General features: G+C 62.0%; 20 protein-coding genes, 2 tRNA genes and 1 pseudogene. 3 read left to right on the top strand and 20 right to left on the bottom strand.

What is annotated here, in order from left to right; genetic code table 11:
* Positions 1 to 28: 28 nt before the first annotated feature.
* The 14 genes and pseudogenes from hycI to GXM19_RS01690 form a co-directional block, all read right to left on the bottom strand.
* A complete protein-coding gene (hycI, locus tag GXM19_RS01750; protein WP_006234105.1) occupies positions 29 to 532 on the bottom strand; it encodes a hydrogenase maturation peptidase HycI in 504 nt (167 codons plus the stop codon).
* Entirely contained in the window at positions 532 to 1,113 is a 582-nt protein-coding gene (locus GXM19_RS01745) for a formate hydrogenlyase maturation HycH family protein (RefSeq protein WP_006234106.1), read from the bottom strand. Before GXM19_RS01745 ends, hycI begins: the two co-directional genes overlap by 1 nt.
* Positions 1,114 to 1,896 carry an NADH-quinone oxidoreductase subunit B family protein gene (locus GXM19_RS01740; RefSeq protein ID WP_006234107.1) on the bottom strand — a complete coding sequence of 261 codons (783 nt, stop codon included), beginning with the start codon at positions 1,894 to 1,896 and terminating at the stop codon, positions 1,114 to 1,116. It abuts the gene before it with no gap.
* Positions 1,897 to 1,898: 2 nt separating this feature from the next.
* Positions 1,899 to 2,615 carry a formate hydrogenlyase complex iron-sulfur subunit gene (locus GXM19_RS01735; protein ID WP_006234108.1) on the bottom strand — a complete coding sequence of 239 codons (717 nt, stop codon included), beginning with the start codon at positions 2,613 to 2,615 and terminating at the stop codon, positions 1,899 to 1,901.
* Between the two features lies 1 nt (position 2,616).
* Positions 2,617 to 4,389, bottom strand: coding sequence for a hydrogenase large subunit (locus GXM19_RS01730; RefSeq protein WP_006234109.1), 1,773 nt, complete (start codon positions 4,387 to 4,389; stop codon positions 2,617 to 2,619).
* Positions 4,390 to 4,393: 4 nt separating this feature from the next.
* Positions 4,394 to 5,959, bottom strand: coding sequence for a hydrogenase 4 subunit F (locus GXM19_RS01725; protein WP_006234110.1), 1,566 nt, complete (start codon positions 5,957 to 5,959; stop codon positions 4,394 to 4,396).
* A gap of 3 nt (positions 5,960 to 5,962) precedes the next feature.
* The gene (hyfE, locus tag GXM19_RS01720) at positions 5,963 to 6,616 is read right to left on the bottom strand and encodes a hydrogenase 4 membrane subunit (RefSeq protein WP_006234111.1); all 654 of its coding nucleotides are present in this window, start codon (positions 6,614 to 6,616) and stop codon (positions 5,963 to 5,965) included.
* A gap of 10 nt (positions 6,617 to 6,626) precedes the next feature.
* Positions 6,627 to 8,084, bottom strand: a complete 1,458-nt coding sequence (locus tag GXM19_RS01715) for a hydrogenase 4 subunit D (protein ID WP_006234112.1) — start codon at positions 8,082 to 8,084, stop codon at positions 6,627 to 6,629.
* 16 nt (positions 8,085 to 8,100) lie between these two features.
* Positions 8,101 to 9,024 carry a respiratory chain complex I subunit 1 family protein gene (locus tag GXM19_RS01710; protein WP_006234113.1) on the bottom strand — a complete coding sequence of 308 codons (924 nt, stop codon included), beginning with the start codon at positions 9,022 to 9,024 and terminating at the stop codon, positions 8,101 to 8,103.
* A 17-nt stretch (positions 9,025 to 9,041) separates the two neighbouring features.
* Positions 9,042 to 11,060 carry a hydrogenase 4 subunit B gene (hyfB, locus tag GXM19_RS01705; protein ID WP_006234114.1) on the bottom strand — a complete coding sequence of 673 codons (2,019 nt, stop codon included), beginning with the start codon at positions 11,058 to 11,060 and terminating at the stop codon, positions 9,042 to 9,044.
* Positions 11,053 to 11,670 (bottom strand): 4Fe-4S dicluster domain-containing protein, encoded by a 618-nt coding sequence (locus GXM19_RS01700; protein ID WP_006234115.1) that lies wholly within the window; start codon positions 11,668 to 11,670, stop codon positions 11,053 to 11,055. The genes hyfB and GXM19_RS01700 overlap by 8 nt, the downstream gene beginning before the upstream one ends.
* 78 nt (positions 11,671 to 11,748) lie before the next feature.
* Positions 11,749 to 13,836: a formate dehydrogenase subunit alpha gene (gene fdhF / locus GXM19_RS11200; protein WP_483076037.1), complete on the bottom strand. Its 2,088-nt coding sequence runs from the start codon at positions 13,834 to 13,836 to the stop codon at positions 11,749 to 11,751.
* Positions 13,822 to 13,971 (bottom strand): annotated as a pseudogene (locus GXM19_RS11320) (hypothetical protein); the annotation flags it as partial. The gene fdhF and the pseudogene GXM19_RS11320, both read right to left, overlap by 15 nt.
* A 74-nt stretch (positions 13,972 to 14,045) precedes the next feature.
* A complete protein-coding gene (locus GXM19_RS01690; protein ID WP_022095206.1) occupies positions 14,046 to 14,564 on the bottom strand; it encodes a 4Fe-4S dicluster domain-containing protein in 519 nt (172 codons plus the stop codon).
* 428 nt (positions 14,565 to 14,992) lie between these two features.
* Here GXM19_RS01690 and GXM19_RS01685 point away from each other — a divergent pair, with 428 nt between their 5' ends.
* The 3 genes from GXM19_RS01685 (at position 14,993) to GXM19_RS01675 (ending at position 17,048) form a co-directional block, all read left to right on the top strand.
* On the top strand, positions 14,993 to 15,316 hold the full coding sequence (locus GXM19_RS01685) for a type II toxin-antitoxin system RelB/DinJ family antitoxin (protein ID WP_006234119.1): 324 nt from the start codon (positions 14,993 to 14,995) through the stop codon (positions 15,314 to 15,316).
* Entirely contained in the window at positions 15,309 to 15,785 is a 477-nt protein-coding gene (locus tag GXM19_RS01680) for a type II toxin-antitoxin system VapC family toxin (RefSeq protein ID WP_006234120.1), read from the top strand. Before GXM19_RS01685 ends, GXM19_RS01680 begins: the two co-directional genes overlap by 8 nt.
* A 267-nt stretch (positions 15,786 to 16,052) precedes the next feature.
* Positions 16,053 to 17,048: a hypothetical protein gene (locus tag GXM19_RS01675; RefSeq protein ID WP_040358243.1), complete on the top strand. Its 996-nt coding sequence runs from the start codon at positions 16,053 to 16,055 to the stop codon at positions 17,046 to 17,048.
* Positions 17,049 to 17,258: 210 nt separating this feature from the next.
* Here GXM19_RS01675 and GXM19_RS01670 read toward each other — a convergent pair.
* The 6 genes from GXM19_RS01670 to yedF all read right to left on the bottom strand — a co-directional run bounded on the left by GXM19_RS01670 (position 17,259) and on the right by yedF (position 20,966).
* A tRNA-Gly gene (locus GXM19_RS01670) sits at positions 17,259 to 17,332 on the bottom strand.
* A 6-nt stretch (positions 17,333 to 17,338) separates the two neighbouring features.
* Positions 17,339 to 17,415: transfer RNA gene (locus GXM19_RS01665), tRNA-Pro, on the bottom strand.
* A 91-nt stretch (positions 17,416 to 17,506) separates the two neighbouring features.
* Complete coding sequence (gene brnQ / locus GXM19_RS01660; protein ID WP_006234122.1) at positions 17,507 to 18,865, bottom strand: branched-chain amino acid transport system II carrier protein; 1,359 nt, start codon at positions 18,863 to 18,865, stop codon at positions 17,507 to 17,509.
* A gap of 67 nt (positions 18,866 to 18,932) precedes the next feature.
* Complete coding sequence (locus GXM19_RS01655; protein WP_006234123.1) at positions 18,933 to 20,072, bottom strand: aminotransferase class V-fold PLP-dependent enzyme; 1,140 nt, start codon at positions 20,070 to 20,072, stop codon at positions 18,933 to 18,935.
* Positions 20,069 to 20,320 carry a putative Se/S carrier protein gene (locus GXM19_RS01650; RefSeq protein ID WP_006234124.1) on the bottom strand — a complete coding sequence of 84 codons (252 nt, stop codon included), beginning with the start codon at positions 20,318 to 20,320 and terminating at the stop codon, positions 20,069 to 20,071. Before GXM19_RS01650 ends, GXM19_RS01655 begins: the two co-directional genes overlap by 4 nt.
* Positions 20,321 to 20,339: 19 nt before the next feature.
* The gene (yedF, locus tag GXM19_RS01645) at positions 20,340 to 20,966 is read right to left on the bottom strand and encodes a sulfurtransferase-like selenium metabolism protein YedF (RefSeq protein WP_006234125.1); all 627 of its coding nucleotides are present in this window, start codon (positions 20,964 to 20,966) and stop codon (positions 20,340 to 20,342) included.
* Positions 20,967 to 21,007: the final 41 nt, after the last annotated feature.

The following is a 21,007-nucleotide window of genomic DNA, read 5'->3' as shown; positions in this document are numbered from 1 at the left end:
CTTTCCTATTCAGCAGAGGCAAGCGCCGCTATAGCTCCTGCCCCAAGCGGACAAAGTGGGAAAAGTCGTTGGCGGCCACGGCGTCGTACACGGCGTCGACGGCCTCAAAGACCTCCGGGGACATGGGGTTGTAGAACTCCGTATCGCCCGGCTGAATCCCTATGAAGACGATATCTTCGCACGATTGCTCAATCTCTTCGATCAGAATCGACAAGGGAAGCGAATGCGTGGTGAACATCGACTTGCGGGCCACGTCACGTTTGTCGAGCAAGCGGATGGAGCCGACGGGCAGCGCCATGTCGGCGGCATCGACCAAAACCAAACGCGGCGGACGCTCGCGCTTGACTTCGATGATGTCGTCTTCAGGCGTCTGGCCGCCGTCGATGGTGTACCAACCGGCGAGCGGCGCGTCCTCCATCTTTTTGGAGAGCACGGGGCCGGCGGCATCGTCGGCACGCAGCACGCTTCCCGCCGTGAGCACGATACCCGCAAACGGGGCGCCGTTCACGTGACCATCCACAACGCGACCCATTACTGCAACCTCCCCGTCAGATACACGCCCGACACATCGCGCACGCGCTCAACCAGATCGCGAAACTTCATTAAGAACGCAACCTGCTGGGCATGCAGGCCAAAGTCGTCATCGAACACAGAGATGCCGGCCTTGGCCGACCCGCGAAAACCGCGCTCGTCGAGCAGCGCATCGCAGACCTCGAGCAGCGACGGCACCGCCGCCTTGTCGAGCTGGCACTCGCCAAAGGAACGGATGGCCTCGAACTTGGTCTTGGCCTCCCCCTCCGGCAACGCGTCGACGAGCGAATAGAACACATCCACCGGCACCGACAGGCGCGGTTCAAAGCAATCGAGAACGCCGGTGTGGTGGCCCACGGCGAGCGTGTAGTACAGCACGTCGCAGGCCTCCTGGGGAACGTCTTCCTCGGTCTCCACAAACTTACGCGTGAGCTCGTAAAAGACCACCTGGTCGGGCGCATGGCCCAGACAGGGGTCGGCGACGCCCTCGGCGGCCTCGTCGCTTGCGCGCGAGGCATCGCCAAAGGAGCCGCCGAGCATACCGGGGCCCGCAAAGTAACCAGAGCGGTCCGTGAGCTCCATCTAGCGACCTCCGGCCAGCACCAGATCCTGCAGCGCCGAGTAGACCTCAACGCGGCGCGGATCGTCCTGCTTGTCAATGAGCAGCGCCATGGCACCGCGGATATCGCCCTTGGGCGCACCCTCGAGCGTGTCCATAAACTCGTTGGCCAGGTCGCGGCCGTAACGGTAGCCGCTCATGGCGCGAGCCTCGCGCTCGATGGCAACGCGCAGTTTGTACGGCACGCCGGGGTGCAGGATATCGGCCTGCTCGCCGGCGGCCTCCACCGTGGTCTCGGCATGGAGCTTTTGGTCCAGCAGACCGAGCGCCATGGCAAAGCCGTAGACGGTCTGCGCGGGGCTGGGCGGGCAGCCGGGGATGTAGACATCGACCGGCAGAATCTTATCCGTGCCGCCCCAGACGCAGTAGTTGTCGTAGAAGATGCCGCCGGTGCAGCCGCACGCGCCATAGGACACCACGATCTTTGGATCGGGTGCGGCCTCAAACGCGCGCAGGGCCGGCATGCGCATGGCACGCGTCACGGCGCCGGTGTACAGCAGTACGTCGGCGTGACGGGGCGAGGGCACGACCTTGATGCCAAAGCGCTCGACGTCAAAGACGGGCGTGATGGAACCGAAGATCTCGATCTCGCAGCCGTTGCAGCCGCCGCAGTCGACACGGTAGACGTACACCGAGCGCTTGATCTTCTTAAGAAGGGTCGCCTTGGCCTTCTCGATGCTCTCGTCGAGCTCGATCTTGGTCGGGCGGTACTGAAGCCGCTCGGGCAAAAGCGTGGGTTCGGCCATGGTTACTCCTCCTTCGTTTCAAAATCCATGATGATGCCCTCGACCGGCGCCGGACCGGCGGGAATCTCGGGCGCATCGGGATTGAGCTCGCGGTCGATATACTCCGGGTTCACGCCGTGGCCGCCCAGATACTCCATGCCGGGGCCCTGGGGCTCACCGGACGCGAGCGTCTCGTTGGCAGCCATGCCGGCAGCGTTGCCGGTCTTTACGGCCGAGGCGGCGCGCAGGGCATCGAGCTCGCGCTTGCACTCCTGGCACATACCGACGGTACGGGCGGCCTGGATGGCCTCCATGCCGCCGGTCTTTTGCAGCAGGAGCTTGGCGTAGTCGATCTCCTTGTGCGGGGCAAACGGCTTGCCGCAGCGCGAGCAGTGCTCGAGCGTGTAGACGCTCTTGCTGGTGAGGTCATCCTTGCTCATGACGGCCAGCTCAAACTCCTCGGTGAGCTTGATGGCCTCCATGGGGCAGGCTTCCTCGCAGCGGCCGCAGAAGATGCAGCGACCGTAGTCGATCGACCAGGTGATGGTATCGGCCGCAAGGTCGGTGTCCATGCGAATGGCATCGGCCGGGCACGCCACGCCGCAGGCACCACAGGCGATGCAGAGCTCGGCATTGTGCTCGGGCTTGCCGCGCATGTCCTTGTTAGTGGGGAACGGCGCAAACGGGTACTTGACCGTCGCGTCGCCGGCCTTGGCGTTAACCTTCCAAAGCTTCAGCATATTAGAGCGCCTCCTCATCGAGCGGAGCGGCTATGGTTCCCTCGCCCGCAAGCGGCGACTTGTCGCGCCAGACGTTCTCGAACTGCTCCTTGTCGAGCACGTGGTCGCGCTTGGCGGCGACATCGGTCACCGTCACGCGATCGGTGCAGGAGTAGCACGGGTCGAGCGAACCGACGATCAGCGCCGCGTCGCCCACGGTGTTGCCGCGGAACATGTAGCGCAGGACCGGCCAGTTGCTGTACGTGGCGGCCTTGGCGCGCCAGCGGTAGCACTTCTGGTTATTGCCGAGCATGGCCCAGTGCACGTCCTCGCCGCGCGGCGCCTCGGTGGCGCCGATGGCGTACTTGTGCGGGGTGTACTCCCAATCCGTGGTGAGGATGGGGCCCGACGGGCAGTTCTCGAGCATGGTCTCGATCATGTCGATCGAATCGTAGACCTCCTGGATGCGAACGGCGGTGCGGCCGAAGGCATCGCAGGTGTCGGCCGTGGCGGCGTGCATCTTTTGGACGTCCGGATCGGCGTAGCCGTCGAAGGGATGGTCAAAGCGCACGTCGCGGGCATAGCCCGAGCCACGCATGAGCGGGCCGACCGGCGAGAAGTCACGTGCGATCTTGCGGTCCAAGATGCCGATGCCGCTCGTACGCTCAATGAAGTTGGGCGTGGAGAGCAGCACGTCGACGAGCTCTTGAACCTCGGAGCGCAGCTGGTGGATGGTCGTGAGCGTGGAGAGCTTCTGCTCGGCCAAAATGTCGCGACGCACGCCGCCGATCACGTTGAGGCCGTAGGTCTTGCGGTGACCGGAGAGCTTCTCGGCCAGGTCCATGGACTTCTCGCGGACGCGGAAGAACTGTTGGAAGCCGGAGTCGAAGCCCGTGTAGTGCGACGCCAGGCCAATGTTGAGCAGATGCGAGTGCAGGCGCTCGACCTCGAGCATGATGGCACGGATGTACTGGGCGCGCGGCGGGACATGAATGCCCTGGGCGCGCTCGACGGCCTCGGCATAGGCCACCGAGTGAGCGCAGCCGCAGATGCCGCAGATACGGTCGGCGAGGAACGTCACGGCGTCATAGTTCAGGCGCGTCTCGGCGACCTTCTCCATGCCGCGGTGCACGTAGAACAGACGGTAGTCGGCATCGACGATCGTCTCGCCCTCGACGAACAGGCGGAAGTGGCCAGGCTCGTCGGAGGTAATGTGCAGCGGGCCCATGGGGACGAGCGTGGTCTCCTTGCCCTTGGTGTCGGCCAAGAACTCGTAGTTTTCCATGTCGCTCGCGGGAGCGGGACGGAAGCGGTAGTCCATGGAGTCCTTGCGCAGCGGGTACAGGCCGCTGGGCCAGTCATCGGGCAGTACCAGGCGGCGACGGTCGGGCAGACCCTCGGGGATCAGGCCGAACATGTCGCGCAGCTCGCGCTCGCCCCACACGCAGGCGGGGACGAACGGCGTCACGGACGGGAACGTCATCTTGGCGGGATCGACCTCGGTGCGCACGGTCACCCAGCCGGGGTCCTCCCCCTCCATGGAGATGACGTAATACACGGCGTAGCGGCCGCACAGGCTGCGCTCATCGTTGCCGATGATCACGGGAATCCAGCCGTAGCGCTCGTAGTACAGGTAGTGGACGGCCTCGGGCAGCTTGTCCTGCTTGACGGTAATCGTCAGCTGGTCCTCGCACTGCCACTCGACCTTCTCGATAGCGCCCGGCACTGCAGCGCGCAGGGCCTCGACGTGGCTTTCGCAGCGACGAGCGTAGTCCTTCTTTTCAGGTTCTGCCATGGTGCTAATTCACCTCACTTGTCTTGGTCTGGGAACTGAACACCATGCGGTAGAGAGGGGCCTCGTGGAGCTCTTCGACGCTCTGGTTCAAAACGACGGACGTTGCATCCTCGACGCCGCTCGTGATGGCGACCGGGGTGGCGATACCGAACCACATGACCACGATCGCGAGGGCGATCTCGGGGATGATCATGAGGGCGGGCACCTCGTGGCGCTTCATGCCCTCGGGCGCCTTGCCGAAGATGGACTTGAGCGCGATGCCGGTAAGGGCAAAGTACACGCCGGTGAGGCCAATGGCCACGAGCACGACCACCCAGATGGGACCGGACTGGATGCCGGCCACGAAGGTGAGGAACTCGGAGATGAACAGGGCGAACGGCGGGAAGGCGGCGAGCGCGAGCAGGGCGATGATGGTGAGCGCTGCCGTGACGGGAGCGATCTCGACGACGCCCTTGATCTTGTTCAGGTCGCGGGTGTGGTAGATGTGCTGGATGTTACCGGCCATGCAGAAGGCGAGCGCCTTCGTGAAACCGTGGAAGATGCAGTGCAGCAGGCAGGCGGCGATACCGAGCGGACCACCGATACCCAGGCACAGCGCGACCACGCCGACGTTGTCGACGGAGGAGTACGCGAAGCGGCGCTTGATATCGTCCTGCTTGAAGATGCACAGGGCGGCCACCAGGATGGACAGCGTGCCCAGGATGAGCAGGAGCGTACGCGGATAGGTGTCGCCCACCGTGATGATGGACAGGGAGTAGAAGCGGATGATCACCAGCATGGCGCACTTGAGCAGCACGCCCGAGAGCAGCGCGGAGACCGGGCTCGGAGCCTGGGAGTGCGCGTCGGGCAGCCAAGTGTGCATGGGGAACAGGCCCGCCTTGGTGCCGAAGCCGATGACGATGAACGCGAACGCGAGGCGCACGAGCATCGGGTCGAACTGGTCGGCGTAGGGCATGATGGAGGTGAGGAAGGCTGCCTCATGCGCGTTGGGCATGATATCGGCGGCGTTCGCGTAGATGAGCAGCGTGCCGAACAGGCCGAAGGCCACGCCGGCGGTGCAGACCATCGCGTACTTCCAAGACGCCTCGAGCGCCTGCTTGTTCTTGTAGATGCCCACGAGGAACACGGTCGACAGCGTGGTGGCCTCGACCGCCGCCCAGGTGAGGATGATGTTGTTGGACAGGCAGGCGAGCAGCATCGTGAAAACGAACAGGCTAAACAGCGCGTAGTACTGCTTGGTGCGCTCGGCCGGCATGGTCTTCTCCTTGATATCGATCTTGATATAGGAGATGGAGTACACGCCGGTGATGAACCCGATGATGCCTACCAGAAGGACGAAGATCGACGAGAGCGAATCGAGATGGAGCCACAGGCCCAAAGCGTCGATATTCTGCCCGCTCGAGAGCATGGTTCCCGCGGTGACGACCGAAAGGACGAGGGTCGCCGCGACGGAGATGGTGTTGAGCCCCGCAAAGACGCTGTAGGACGTCGTCTTGGGGAGCGCAGCCATAATCAGGGAGAACACGAGGGGACAAGCGAGCAGGGCGACCGTCAGCATTGAAACATCCATGGCCTACCCCTTCAATTCGGTCAGGTCGTGGGAGTCGAGCGACTTGGTGTCGTTCCAGATCCTCACGACGACGGCGGACATGATGATGACGGCGAAAATGGCGTCGGTGGCGATGCCGATCTCGATGATCTCGGGGGCCGTGGGCGCGAGCAGGGCGAGCGTCACGTGGCTACCGTTCTCCATAAGGCAGTACCCGAAGATTTGCTTGAGGATGTTGCGCTGGGAGATGATGCACGTGAGGCCGACGAAGAAGTGCGCGAAGCTGATGGCGAGGGCCGGAGTAGCCACCTCAGCGGTGGGCAGGCTCAGGCGCGTGACCACCGCGAAGCAGATGGCCACCTCCAGACCGGTGAGGATGATGGTCCAGGCCGGCTTGACGGAGGAGGTCAACGTGCTATCGGCAGGCGAACCCATCTTTTTGTAGGCACGGTTGAGAATGAACGGAACGAGGATCACCTTGGTGACGAAGGCCGACGCGGCCCACATGAGAAGCTCGGTGGCACCGGTGGTGAGGCCCAGGGTGAGCAGCACGCCCACCAGGACAACCGACTGGATCGCGTACCACTTGATGGCGGACGGGATGGTCTTCGAGACGACCACCATGGTGGAGGTCACGATCAGAAGACCGCCCAGGATATTGACTAACGAATAACCCATGTCCTACCTCCTAACCCATCCAACTAGAGGACAGAGGACCGGCGACGACGACCATGATCATGAGGACGACGAACACGAACGCCATGGCGCGCGGAAGGGGCTGGCCGGCGGCCACGGTCTCGCTCGGCTCACCGGGCAGGACCTTACCCATCCAACGCAGGAACCATGCGAAGGTGGCGACGGTCTCGACGACCATGACGCACACGAGGACAAAGATGACCGTGTTGGTAGCACCAACCGCGAAGCCACCGGAAATGATCTGGAACTTGGAAAAGAACGTGCTCATGGGGGGCACGCCGGCGATAGCGGTCGCGGCGACCGCAAAGCCCACGCCCGTGACCGGGTACTTCTTCATGAGGCCCTGGATCTTGGGCAGCATACGGGTTCCCAGCGTGAAGCTGAGAGAGCCAGCGATGAGGAAGAACAGGGTCTTGGTGAACGCGTGGTTGAAGATGTGCTCGACGGCGCCGTTAAACGCCATCTGGCTTCCGAACACGGAGAGGCCCAGGCCAAAGAACACGTAGGCGAGCTGCGCGATCGTCGAGAAGGCGAGCAGGCGCTTCATATCCTTCTGGGGCAGGTACATGAGGAAGCCGAAGAGCATGGTCACGACGGCGTCGATGATGGCGACCCAACCGACGATCTCGGGGATATCGCCGGCGCTCGCAAGAGCGCGGGCGAACACGCACACGCCGACCTTAACCATGGACGCGCCATGAAGGTAGGCGGAAACGGGCGTGGGGGCCTCCATTGCGGAGGGCAGCCACATGTAGAGCGGGAACTGGGCGGACTTGGCCCAAGCAGCGAACAGGATGAGCAGCAGCACGACGGTCTTCATACCGGAATCGAGCTGGGAGATCGCGCTCAGCGCGAACGTGCCGGTTCCGGCGAACAGGAAGGCCGCGCCGATGTAGAGTCCCAGAGCGCCGATATGGGTGATGATGAGCGCCTTCATACCGGCCTTCTTGGCCGTGGGCGTCATGTAGTAGCTGATGAGGCCCCAGGAGCACACACCGGTGATCTCGAAGAAAACGAGCTGGCCGACGATGGTGGAGCTGTAGGCGAGACCGGCCATGGCGCCGATGAACGTGGAGAAGTACACGTAGAAGCGACGACGGGGCGCGTCGGGATGCTCCTTATTCTTATCGCTCATGTACGGGAACGAATAGATGACGACGAGCAGGCCGATAGCGACGAACGCGGGTGCGAGCAGCGTGCTCATCCGGTCGAATATGAAGCCCATGACCAAGGTCTGGCCCATACTCGCCCAGGTTACATCGACCGCGTTCATGCCGTTTCCGGCAAACGTCGCGGCCAAGCCAACGGAAGCGACCGTGGCGATGCCGCCGGCAAAGGCGCAGATCCATTTAGCGTAGGGACGCGGCAGCATGACGATGAGCAGGGAGCCCAGCATGGGGACGGCGATCGCCACCATGGCAAAGAGGGACAAGCTCGATTCGATTGACATAGTTTCTCCCTTCTCCCTACACGCCTACGACGACGAAGACGAACGCGAGGACCGCGATGCCGACGACGGCCCAGGTCTGGTTACCGAGCACCTTGAAGCGCGAACGGGAAACGGAGTTCTCGAGCACGCCGCAGACGACGAAATCGACCAGGCACTTGACGAGGAAGACGACGGCGCCCACGAGAGCGGTGACGCCGATGGTCGCGGGCTCTCCCCAGGGGATGAAGATGGAGGTGAACCAAGCGACGACCACGACCTGCTTCATGCCCATGGCGAGCTTCATCATGGCCAGGGACGGGCCGGAGAGCTCGGCGAGCGGGCCCTCCTGGAGCTCCTGCTCGGCTTCGGCCTGATCGAACGGAAGCTTGCCGAGCTCCATGTAACAGGCGGCCGCGAAGGCGACGCCGGCGAGGATAACGGCGACGACGCTCGAGACGTTGCCCGTAACGATGTGCTGACCCATGGTCGCAATGTCCGTGGAGCCGCACACGATGGCGACGGTGAACAGCGCGATGAGCATGGACGGCTCGATGAGCACGCTCATGAGGAGCTCGCGGATACCGCCGAAGCCCGCGTAGGCGTTGGAGGAATCCACGCCGGACAGCGCGAAGAAGAAGCGGGACAGCGCGAGCGCGTACATGATGGTGATGGCGTCACCAAAGACGGGCATGGGGCTCTGGAGCGTGAACATGGGCAGGCCCATGGCGAGCATAAACGACACCGCGAGGAACAGCGGCGGCATGATGCGCAGCACGAAGCTCGAGTCGGAACTCACGGACTCGGGACGCGCCATGAGCTTCGCGAGGTCCCGGTAATCCTGAAGGATGGACGGACCGCGGCGATTGTGCATCTTCGCGCGAATCACACGGGCGAGGCCGGAGAAGAAGGGCGCGACCAGCATGACCACGAGGCCCTGCGCCATCGCAAGAACGATGTTCATAATATCCTCTCCCCTCTCTAGACCATGACCACGGCGAGCACGAGGAAGACCACGAGCGCCGCGACGATGTAGCAGATGTATACGGAGTAGTTGCCGCCCTCGATCTTGGAGGCGAGGCCGGCCAGCTTGTCGGCACCCTCGCTCGGTGCATCGACCAGGAAACGGTCGGGCAGGGGCTCGACGCCCTGGGCGACACCGGTGAGCTTCTGGAACACGTGCGCGATGGACCAGCAGATCTTGGTGCATACCTCGCGCAGGGTGTAGAGCGGGCCCATGAAGAGTTCGACGTCGGACGCGAAGCTCGTGGCGACGACGGGCATGTGCTCGTTGGGCTCGTAGCCGCACGCCCAAGGGTCGGTCTTCTTAGCGGGGGCCTTGGCGCCGAGGCAGGACCTCAACGCGAACGCGAGGCCGGTGAGGACCACGAGCGCGATGGCGATCGCGGGGGTGGAGGTGGCGGCACCGGAAATCTCGTTCACCAGAGACACGCCCGAGGTGGCCGTGACGGCGGAGCCGGCAAGCACGCTCTGGGCGACGTCGCCCAGAACCGGGGCGATGACGGGAGAGCCGATTCCCAGCACCACGCAGATGGCCGCGAGGAGCATCTGCGAGAACAACATCGGAGCCGGGGACTCCTTGGCGTTCGCAGCCTCCTGGGAACGCGGGCTGCTCGCGAACGAGACGCCGTAGGCCTTCACGAAGCACGTAACGGCCAGGGCACCGGTGATGGCGAGCGCGGCCGCGGAGGCGACGGCGAACACCATGACGACCGGGTCGGAGAGCGTCGAGATGTTGAACAGGGACTGGTAGGTGAACCACTCGGAAACGAAGCCGTTGAGCGGCGGGATGGCCGAGATGGCAAGAGCGCCGATGAGGAAGCAGACGGCCGTGACCGGCATGCGGCGGAACAGACCGCCCATCTTCTCCATGTTGCGCGTACCCGTGGCATAGAGCAGGGAGCCCGCGCCGAGGAACAGCTCGCCCTTGAACATGGCGTGGTTGAGCGTGTGGTAGAGGGCGGCCATGAGCGCGATCGTCGCGATGACGTCGTTGCCCAGGGCGTGCGCCGTCATGGACGCGCCGACACCGAGCAAGATGATGCCAATGTTCTCGACGGAGTGATAGGCCAGCAGGCGCTTGATGTCGTGCTCGTGGAGGGCGTAGACGACGCCCAGGACCGAGGAGATGGATCCAAAGACCAGGACCATGAGGCCCCACCAGAGCTGGACGCCCGAACCCGCGAGCAGGTCGAGACCGACCTTGAGGATTCCCAGGATGCCGATCTTGATCATGCCGCCGGACATGAGGGCGGACACGTTGGACGGCGCCTCGGGGTGCGCCTGGGGCAGCCAGGAGTGCAGCGGGATGATACCGGCCTTTGCGCCAAATCCGAAGAACGCGAGGACGAAGCACACGGAGGAGATGGCGGGTCCAAAGTCATGCGTACGGAAATCACTGAAGCTGAAGGAACCGCCCACGCCGTTGGTCATGAGCAGGAAGCTCGCCATGATGAGGACGAAGCCCACGTGCGCGATGACGAAGTAGAGCCAACCGCCCTTGATGGAGTTCTTGTTTTCCTCAATGACGACAAGGAAGTAGCTCGTAAGGGACATGAGCTCAAAGGCGACCAGGAACCAGAACACGTTGTCGGCGGTGATGACGAGCATCATCGAGGCGACGAAGGTGTTCATGAAGAAGCCGGCGCGCCCGACCTTGCCCGGGTACTCGTCGAAGTAGGACAGACCGTAGATGAAGCCCGCAAAGGCGAGGATCGAGATGAGGACCACGATCAGGCCCGCAAGGCCGTTAAGCAAGAGCTCGAGACGGGCGAACGGGAAGAAGAAGACCGTGTTGAGGGACGAAACGTCGCCAAGCACGGCCTCGAGGCCCGCGATGAACGACAGCACGGCCGCGACGGCGCCGATAAGGCAGCCGGCGGTCTTGGCGGCGTTATCGGCCTTGATCAGCAGAACCGAGGCGAGCGCACCGATGCACGAGACGGCAAGCGATGCGATAAACAGCGTCATGCTATCCATTGTTTACGCTCCCTTCTGCTTTCTCGGACAGGCCCTGGGCCACAGCGGTAGCGTCGACGACCGGACCGTTTTCGATCGAGCGCAGGCGCTTGGCCTCGTCGAGCTCGCGATCGGCCGCGCCGCCCATGACGGTAAGCGCCTTGGTGGGGCACGCCGCCACACAATGCGGGCCGTCCGGATCGAATGCGCACAGGTCGCACTTGACAGCGCAGGTGTACTGGCCAGGAGCCCACGTAAGCAGGCTGCTCAGGGACTTAGGATACGAAGGCGTCGGGTCGCACATGCCTGCGACACCGGCGATAGACGTGCCATCGGGATGGATGGCTCCGAAGGGGCACGCGATGGCGCACAGCCTGCACCCGATGCACTCCTGCTCCTTGACGTGGATGCGGTCGCCATCGTGCTCGATGGCATTCACCGGGCAAACCTCGGCGCAGGGGGCACCCTCGCAATGGTGGCAGGCAAGGGCGGCCGAAATACCGCCGGTCTTCACGAGCGCCAGGCGCGGCGTATCCTGAAGACCCTGCATCCGGTGGGCGTCGGCACAGGCGGACTGGCATGTTCCGCAGCCGATGCACCTCTCCGGGTTGATGTCGATGAAGCGGTTCATCCCCACTTCCTTTCAAAATAACGGGCCGGGCTCCCGAACGTACGGGACGCCCGGCCCAAAAAGCCAACGAGAACGGGACTACACGATTTGATTCACGTGCGTCTCGTCGTCGAACTTGGCGGCGCCGGGCTCAACATCCTGGGGAGCGGCGGCGTCCACCAGAGCCTGCTTGAGCTCGGTGTACTGACGCTCGACCTCGCCCTCTGCCCAGACCTGGTCGGCAATGGCGTCGACCTGGCAGGCGGAGAACTTGTCCTCGGGCGTATGCGAGACCGGGTCGACCTTGTGCATGGTCAGCTCGTTGCACTTGCCGATCCACCACTGGTAGGTCATGTAGACCGTGCCCTTGTTGATACGGTCGCTCACGTCGGCGCGGCTGTATACCTGGCCACGGCGGCTGTGAATCGAGACGATGTCGCCGTTCTTGATGCCGCGCGCCTGGGCGTCCGCGGGATTCATGCGGACAAAGCCGGGCTCGTCGGCAAGCAGCGCCAGCGTCTTGCAGTTGCCGGTCATCGAACGACAGCTGTAGTGGCCGACCTCGCGGACGGTGCACAGGATGAGCGGGTACTCATCGTCGGGAAGCTCGGAGGGCGCCTCCCAGTCGTGCGCCATCAGGTTGGCGCGACCGTCCTTGGTGGTGAACTTACCACCAGCGAACATGTCGGGCGTACCGTGGTCGTTCACATCGGTGCTCTTGACCGGCCACTGGGCGTAGCCGCCCTCGGGAGCCATCTTCTCGTAGGTCGCGCCCACAAAGTTGGGGCACAGGCTAATGCACTCGTTCCAGATCTGCTCGGTGTTGTCGTAGTGCATGGGATAGCCCATGCGCGTGGACAGGTCCGCGAAGATCTCCCAGTCGTGACGGCACTCGCCCTTGGGCGGAACGGCCGCGTCAAAGTGCTGGAAGCTACGGTCGGATGCGGTAAAGACACCCTCGTGCTCGCCCCAAGAGGTGGCAGGCAGGATGACGTCGGCGAGCATGGTCGTCTGCGTCATAAAGATGTCCTGGCAAATGAACAGATCCAGCTCGGAGAGCGTCTTGCGCATGCCGGCCGAATCGGGCTCGGTCTGCACCGGGTCCTCGCCGTAGTTGTAGAAGCAGTGCACCTTGCCCTCGTCGACCAGGTGACCCAGGTCGGTGAGCTTGTAGCCCTCCTCGAGCGGGAGCTTTTCCTCGGGCACGCCCCAAGCCTTGGCAAACTTGGCACGCACTGCGGGGTCGGTGACCTTTTGGTAGCCAGGGTACAGGTTGGGCAGCATGCCCATATCGCAGGAGCCCTGGACGTTGTTCTGACCGCGCACGGGCGCGAGGCCGGAATTGGGTTTGCCGATCTGGCCGGCAACGCAGGCGATGGAGGCGATGGTGTGCACCGTCTTCAGGTTCTGCTTCTGCTGGCATACGCCCATGCCCCAGCCAATGATGGCAGAGGGCTTCGCCGTGGCGTACATCTCGGCAGCTTGGTGGATCAGCGCGGGCTCGACACCCGTGATGTCCTGTACGGATTCGGGAGTGTAGTTCTTGATGGTCTCCCACCACTCGTCAAAGCCGTTCGTGTGCTCGGCGACGAATTCCTTGTCGTAGAGGCCATCGTTGACCAGACAGTTGGCAAAGGCGTTGAGGAACGCAACATTGCAACCGTTCTTGATCGGAAGGTAGAGATCGGCGATACGCGCGGTTTCGATATGGCGCGGATCGGCGACGATGATCTTGCAACCCTTTTCTTTGGCTCGCACGATACGCCTTGCGACGATGGGGTGCGAATCGGCAGGGTTATAGCCGAAGAGGAAAATGCAGCCCGCATCCTCCATACCGGGGATGGAGCATGACATGCAACCTGAACCAACCGTGTCCATCAGACCGAGGACAGTAGGGCCGTGTCAAGTACGGGCGCAGTTGTCCACGCTGTGGGTGCCGATGCACGCACGCGTAAACTTCTGCATGACGTAGTTCGCCTCATTGCCGCCGCCTCGCGAAGAGCCGGTGGTCATGACAGCGTTAGGACCATATTCGTCAATTATGGCCTGCATCTTAGATGCGGTGAAATCCAGTGCCTCGTCCCAGCTTACGCGCTCAAGATCCGCGCCCTTAGTGCGGCGAATCATCGGGTGCAGTACGCGAGGAGTCAAGATCTTGGTGTCGTTGATGAAGTCGTAGCCACTCATGCCCTTAAGGCACAGCTCGCTCTGGTTGGTGATGCCGTTGAGCGGTTCGGTACCCACGACCTGGCCGTTTTGGACCAAGAGGTTAAACTGGCAACCGGCGCCGCAGTACGGGCAAATCACTTTATGCTTCTCCATGACACCCTCCTTCCTTTCTCTGCTACCGAATACTCGGTACTTATTTGACAATCATTGGGCCTGTCGCCCGACGTTTACGCCTCGTTTTCGATGGTGGCGCGGGCACGCTCGGCAGTCAGTTCTGCCAGACGCTCCTCGTCTACCAGGGTGAGGCCCTTGGTCGGGCACGCCTCGGCACACGCCGGACCGCCGGGACGGTCCACGCACAGGTCGCACTTGAGCACGAAGCTCTTAGTCTGCGAACCCACGCGAACGTCACCCATCAAGACGGGGACCTGCGTGGTCGCCACGCTCACGGCGCCAAAGGGGCATGCCATGACGCAGCTCTTGCAGCCGATGCAGTTGTCCTCGTTGACGCCGATACGATGGTTCTTTGGATCAAAGAACAAGGCGCCCGTAGGACAGGCCTTCGCGCACGGAGCGTCCTCGCAGTGGTGACATGCCACCGGCGCGGAGATCTCGTAGGTGCGCGTTACGCGCAAGCGAGGTGCGGCGATGTTGCCGGGAATATCGTGTGCCTCGATGCACGCCGCCATACAGGTTTGGCACCCAATGCAGCGTGAAGAATCAGCCACGACTCGTTTATTGCCCATGTTGTTCACTCCCTCCTGAATCCCATGCCGGAGAGACCCTGCCGACGTTGCCCCGGACCGCCCGTGGTCCGGCATCGGCGTATCGAGCGCATGCGGCGAAACAGGCACTTCGATAGAATTCCTCCAACGATATACATGTTAAATATACGCAGTTGCAGGGGGCAAACTTGAGCATAGGCCCTGCAATACGGGTGTATTGCAGGGGTTTTGGCAGGTTGGAACTATTCTCGGATAGCTATAAAGGTGAGTGTATTACATGCGTAAATCCAGGGGAGATTTCACGCTCGTTTATAAAGGATGTAATACGTTTGATATATATTTCGCGCTCATTAACTTGAGTGCAATAAAGCAGTGGTTATAAGATTGGCTATTATTAGCCAATGTTGTATTTGACCATTCATATTGCACGCTCATTAAGGGGGCCAGTGATGTCATCGACGCAAAAACGAGCCATCCTGCAGGTGCGCATTCGCGAAGAGGACAAACAGCATGCCGAGCGCCTCTACGACGCCATGGGCACATCGCTTGCCGAGGCCGTTCGCCTTTTTGTCGCGCAGAGCATTTTGATGCGCAAGCTTCCCTTTCAGCCGGTCGCCGTGCGCTCAAAGGACGGCACCGCCGCCTATGGATCGCTCAAAGCATATGGGGACCCCAATCGCCGCTCCGAGGAGCGCAATGCCTGGATTGAGTACCTTGCTACAGAATGCGACGATTCGATTTTGGGTCCCGAGGAAGTAGATATCCATGAGTAGCACCATCATCGACGAGACCGTCATCCTACGCTACCTGCTTGACGACGACGAAGTTCTGTCACCGCGCGCCGCCAAGGTCATCGCCACGCGCACTGCTCGTGTTTACCCCGAAATCATCACGCGCGTCGTGGTCACGCTGCGCGACGTCTATAAGGTTCCCCGCGTTGAGATTGCTGCGGCCATGAAGAGGCTGCTCGATGACGTCATGGTCGACGAGCCCACCGTTGTCGCCCTTGCCGTCAAACTCTTTGGCAAGACCCATATGGACTTTTCCGACTGCCTCCTCGCAGCCCGAACCGCCATCTACAACGATGATGTCGTGAGCTTTGGAAAGCCCATCATCCAAGGCATGATCGATTACCGCCGCAAGCGCCAAACCGCTGCCGACGCTCGCGACCTCGCCGCCGAAGCCCGCAGCCGAAGCACCGACTCCACCATCGACAAACTCCGCCACCGCCCCCGCAGCTAACCCCATCCCCTCCTAAGTTGCGGTGAAATAGTTCCTGGATTTAGGCTTATTCGAGCCTTTCAGGAACTATTTCACCGCAACTTTCTGTAAGGGTGGTTTTTAGTGCCGCCGAGGGGCACTAATCAACCGTTTGCCGATATGTTTGGCTCCGACTCATGACTCTGACCTGCCCCGTCAAGCTTTTGGTCAGTTCATGGCAAGGTCTGGCGGACCAAATATGGGATAGCGTAGTGCCATTCACTCCCCCTCGAGACCATGGGGTCGAAAATGAGTCATGATAAACGCTGTTCCAAATCGCAAGCAGAGCTATTCTTCCGGTTATTCGAGGCCCATCATGGCGGGCATCTGTTTGTAGCTACCAAAAAATGGGATGAACGCTGTGCCTACGCGCTCATGCAAAAAGAGATGATTATTCGACTCTACAACCATGTCTACGCTGATCCCGCGTATTGGAATGGCCTCGGCGTCGAAGATCGCATCTTTCAATTGGCATCCGCTATTGCAGTCGTTGAACCGGATGCCGTGTTTTGTGGAGCAACGGCGGCACTGCTCTATGGCATCGGTTCTGCATATTCGCTTCTCGACAGGGTGCAAGTGCTGCTACCGCGTTCCACCAGACGCGATATGTACGAATTCGTTGAATACCGACGCTGGCGGCCGGGCGACGTATGGCAGCTCGGCCCGTTTACGTTAACGGATCCATATCGCACGGTGGTCGACATCGCCCGAACGAGCGCTTTTCGATATGCACTAGGCTATGTCGACGGGTTGGCTCGTGAGTACGGTGTCGAGCGTGAAGAATTGCGTGCATATGCACAAGCGAACTGTCGCGGACTGCACGGCATTGCGCGCGCATTTGACGTTTTTGAACACATGGATGGCAGATCGGATAACGGTGGAGAATCCGAGGCACGGGCGGCAATGATTCTGGCGGGAGTTGCCGCTCCCGAACTTCAGGTTGAAATCACTCGACCGGGAAACGCCGGCTATTATTTGGCAGATTACGGCTGGCAGATGCCAGACGGCTCTTGGATGCTGGCTGAGCTGCATGGACTAGGCAAGTTTGAGGACGATGCCCAAAATGATCCGGAACATACTGCGGCAAAAACCTATCGAGCTGCCCTCGTGCGCGACGCGAACCTGCGTGCCATGGGCCACAACGTCATTCATTTCAAGCTCTCAGACACCTACGATGTCAAAGCGTTCGGCTCCATGATGCGCGGCTACGGCATACCAACCACAAAGCCCTACGCAGACTCCTGACCGGCTGCCCTCATCTTCTCGACAACAGAACCCATCATCGACCCAGCCCGCTCGGTCTCAATAAGTTGCGGTGAAATAGTTCCTGAATAACAGCTTTTGCGGCTAATCCAGGAACTATTTCACCGCAACTTAGGAGGGGATGTGGGGTCCCGGCATGTATATGAAAATGGCTCTGGTCCCAAAAGGAATCAGAGCCATTCATCTATCTTATGGAGCGGGCGACGGGAATCGAACCCGCGTCATCAGCTTGGAAGGCTGGGGTTCTACCATTGAACTACGCCCGCAAGATATGGTCGGGACGACAGGATTTGAACCTGCGACATCCTGCTCCCAAAGCAGGCGCGCTACCAAACTGCGCCACGTCCCGAAGGTGTTGAGCAGCTAAGGTCTAAACCTTGCGTGTCCCAAAGCGAAGGAAATTATAGGGGAGACTCCCCGCCTGTGCAAGCATTGATGCCTTAGCTCCTCGAATGTGCGACAAAACGACTATGGAGCAGGCCGATCACAAATGCCACCACGGCAACCGGCGCCCACGCGGCACCGATATCCGCCAACGGCAGCGCATCAAACGGCAGCCACGTGCCCCCAAAGAACGCATCGCGGACCGAGGTGATCACGCTCTGCACGGCAACCACACCGCCAACCCAGACCCACACCTGCGGATGAGCGTCGCAAAAGCCGTGTACCAAACCCATGAGAACCAGCACGATGGAGACGGGATACAAGGCGTTAAGCATGGGCACCGAGAACATAAGGATCACGTCGAGGCCCACGTTGGAGAGCACGCACGAAAACGCCGCGAACACAAAGGCAAGGATCGCGAAGGGGCGGCGCATGGCCTCCTCGGAGGCCTCCGCTCCCCCTTCAACTACGTACGTCTCACAGAAATAGCGCGAGCAGCAGCTAATAAGACCGATGCACACGTTCATGCAGGCGAGGAAAAAGATCGCGAAGACCACGACCGTGCCGGCAAGGCCAAAGTGCATGGAGGCAGAGCGGGCAAGGATGGCGGCGCCGTTGGTAGCGTCGGGCATCACGGTGCCGAGCTGCATACCGGCAAGGGCCAAACCGCAGTAGATGACGGCCATGAGCACGCCTGCAATCACACCAGAACGCGAAATCTCGAAGGCCACGCGCTTGTCATCGGTAACGCCCAACTCATGGATGGTCTCGGCGATGATGATGCCAAAGGCGAGCGACGCGAGCAGGTCCATGGTCTGATAGCCAGTCAGAAAGCCCTGCACGGCGGCGCCCGCATCGTAGGGAGCCTGAGGCGCGGCAGCCGGCCCCAGCGGCGAGATCACGGCAGCACCCACGACCAGCACGATGAGCGCAATAAGCGCGGGGCCCGTTATGCGACCGAGCACGCGCGTGATGACACCCGGACGCAGCGTGAGCGCAAACGCGACGATAAAGAAACCAACGGCAAACACCAGGCGAGCCGTGCCGAGCGAAACACCCTCGGGCAGCAGCGGCACCAGCATTTCGAACGCCGTAGAGCTTGTGCGAGGAATGGCCAGGCACGGACCGATGGCCAGATAGACCGCCGCAACGAAGAATTCACCAAACTTGGGATGCACGCGGCCGGCCAGCTCGCGGGCCGTGCCGGCGAGCGCGACGGCGATAAATCCCATGACGGGCAAACCGATAGCGGCAATCAGAAAGCCGAACATGGCGACCGGCGTGGCTGAACCTGCTTGCAGCGCCAGCAGCGGCGGAATGATAAGGTTGCCGGCGCCAAAGAGCATCGAGAACAGGGCGATGCCGACGGTAACGACATGGTCGGAGCGCAGACCGCGCGGGGCGGATGAGGCCATAGGCACACCTTTCGGGTCGAAACAAAAACGGGACGGGCAAAAGACCCGTCCCGCAAGTATATACGCTCTAGCAGGCTAAATCGCGCAAAGCGTCAATCGCGGTGTCGACTTCCTCGTCCGTGTTGAAATACCCAAACGAGAAACGGACAATACCCTGGCGCTCGGTCCCGAGCGCGCGGTGCATGAGCGGAGCGCAATGGGCGCCAGGGCGCGTCGCAATCCCCCACCCCTGCATGAGCGCGTCCGAGATCTCGGCGGAGTCGATATCGCCCACGTTGAGTGAGACGATCGCCGAGCGCACGGGCTGGTCAAACGCGCCGTAGAGCTTAACCCCCGGAATCTCGCGCACACCGGCAAGGAAGCGATCAGCGAGCGAGCGCTCATGCGCCGCAATCGCCTCAACCCCGCCTTGGGCCTCGATAAAGTCAAGGCCGGCGGAAAGGCCCGCGATGCCATGGCCGTTGAGCGTGCCCGCCTCAAGGCGCGTGGGCCACTCGAGCGGCTGCAGCGCATCGAAGCTGTGCACGCCGGTGCCGCCCATGGCCCACGGAGCCACGTCAATGCCCTCCGCCACGGCCAGACCACCGGTGCCCTGTGGACCCATGAGCCCCTTATGGCCGGTAAAGCACACAACATCGAGCCCCATGGCATCCATGTCAATCTTCGCCGTGCCGGCAGACTGCGAGGCATCGACAATCACGAGCGCACCGGCCGCATGGGCCATGGCAGCTACGCGTGCAATGTCGACCGCGTTGCCGGTCACATTGGAGGCGTGCGTCACCACCACGGCACGCGTACCGGGCGTGACTAGCCGCTCGAGCTCGTCGTAGTCGAGCACGCCGTTGGTATCACAGCCCGCATGCTCAACAGTCACGCCCCGCTCGGCCGCCAGGCGGTTGAGCGGACGCAGCACGGAGTTGTGCTCAAGCACCGTCGTGACCACGCGGTCGCTGGGGCGCACCACGCCACAGATGGCGGTGTTGAGCGCCGCGGTAGAGTTGGGCGTAAAGCACACATGGTCCGCCCTCGGGCAACCTAAAAGGCGCGCGAGCTTGGCACGGCAACCGTGAATCGTACGAGCGGCATCGAGGGCACCCGACGTGGCGCCGCGCCCGGCATTGCCGAGCGAGCACATCGCCTGCGTCACGGCATCGATGACCGTCTGCGGCTTGTGCATGGTCGTCGCCGCGTTATCCAGGTAGATCATCGCACGACCTCCCACATATCAATCACGGTATAGCCCTCGGTGGGAACGCCCGCCGCGGCGAGTTCGCCGCGCAGCAGCTCCCCATCGGCAGGCAGCGCCTTCCACGCCAAGCCGCAGCCGGCGGCAACCTCCCCGGGCACGGGAATCGTGCGCCCGGGAAGGCCGCGCTCGATGCACAGGGACTCGCACCCCATGGCGGCCGCCGTGGTGGGAAACGTGATGACAAGCGCCGGGCGCTTCTCCCTCATGGCAACTCCAACCAATACGCTACGGGCGCACGACGCGCACGGCCTGCTCCATCTTCTCCACGATCACGTACATATTCGTGACCTCGCCCACCGCAAGCTGGTCTTTAATGCCATAGTGGTCGAGGCAGGTACCGCAGGTGAGAATCTCGACACCCTGCTCGGCCAGGCCCTTCAGGTCATCGAGCACCGGCGAGCCCTCGACGGTGAGCTTGGCACCGCCGTTGTAGAACAGCATGGTCGCGGGCAGTTCCTCCTGCTGCGTCACGGCAAAGACAAACGCCTTCATAAGCTTGTGGCCCAGCTCGTCGTCGCCACGGCCCATGCAATCGGTGTAGACGGAAATGACGAGTTTGCCCTTGCCGGCGCTGGCGTCGCAGAAGGCAGCGCCATCCTGCTCAGGATCGGCCACGGCAACGGCGCCAGAGGTCGCCACGGTCACGTGCCACTCGGCGTCAGAAACCTTCTCGACCGAGGCCGTGCAGCCCTTCTCCTGCGCCATCTTGGAGATGTTCTTGACGGCAGTCTCGTTATCGACCGAGGTCACCACGGCGCCCTCGCCATCGAGCTGCTTCAGGGCTTTGAGCGTCTTGACGACGGGCAGCGGGCAGGCATCGCCCATGGCATTGACTTCAATTTTGGTAGACATAGTTTTTCCTTTCGAAAGAACCGTTCTAGAGAACGGCAAAC

It is taken from the genome of Collinsella aerofaciens ATCC 25986, from assembly GCF_010509075.1.
Classification (GTDB): Bacteria; Actinomycetota; Coriobacteriia; order Coriobacteriales; family Coriobacteriaceae; genus Collinsella; species Collinsella aerofaciens.
Note: the sequence above shows the minus strand (reverse complement) of the source record. Positions and strands in the feature narration are given on the sequence as shown.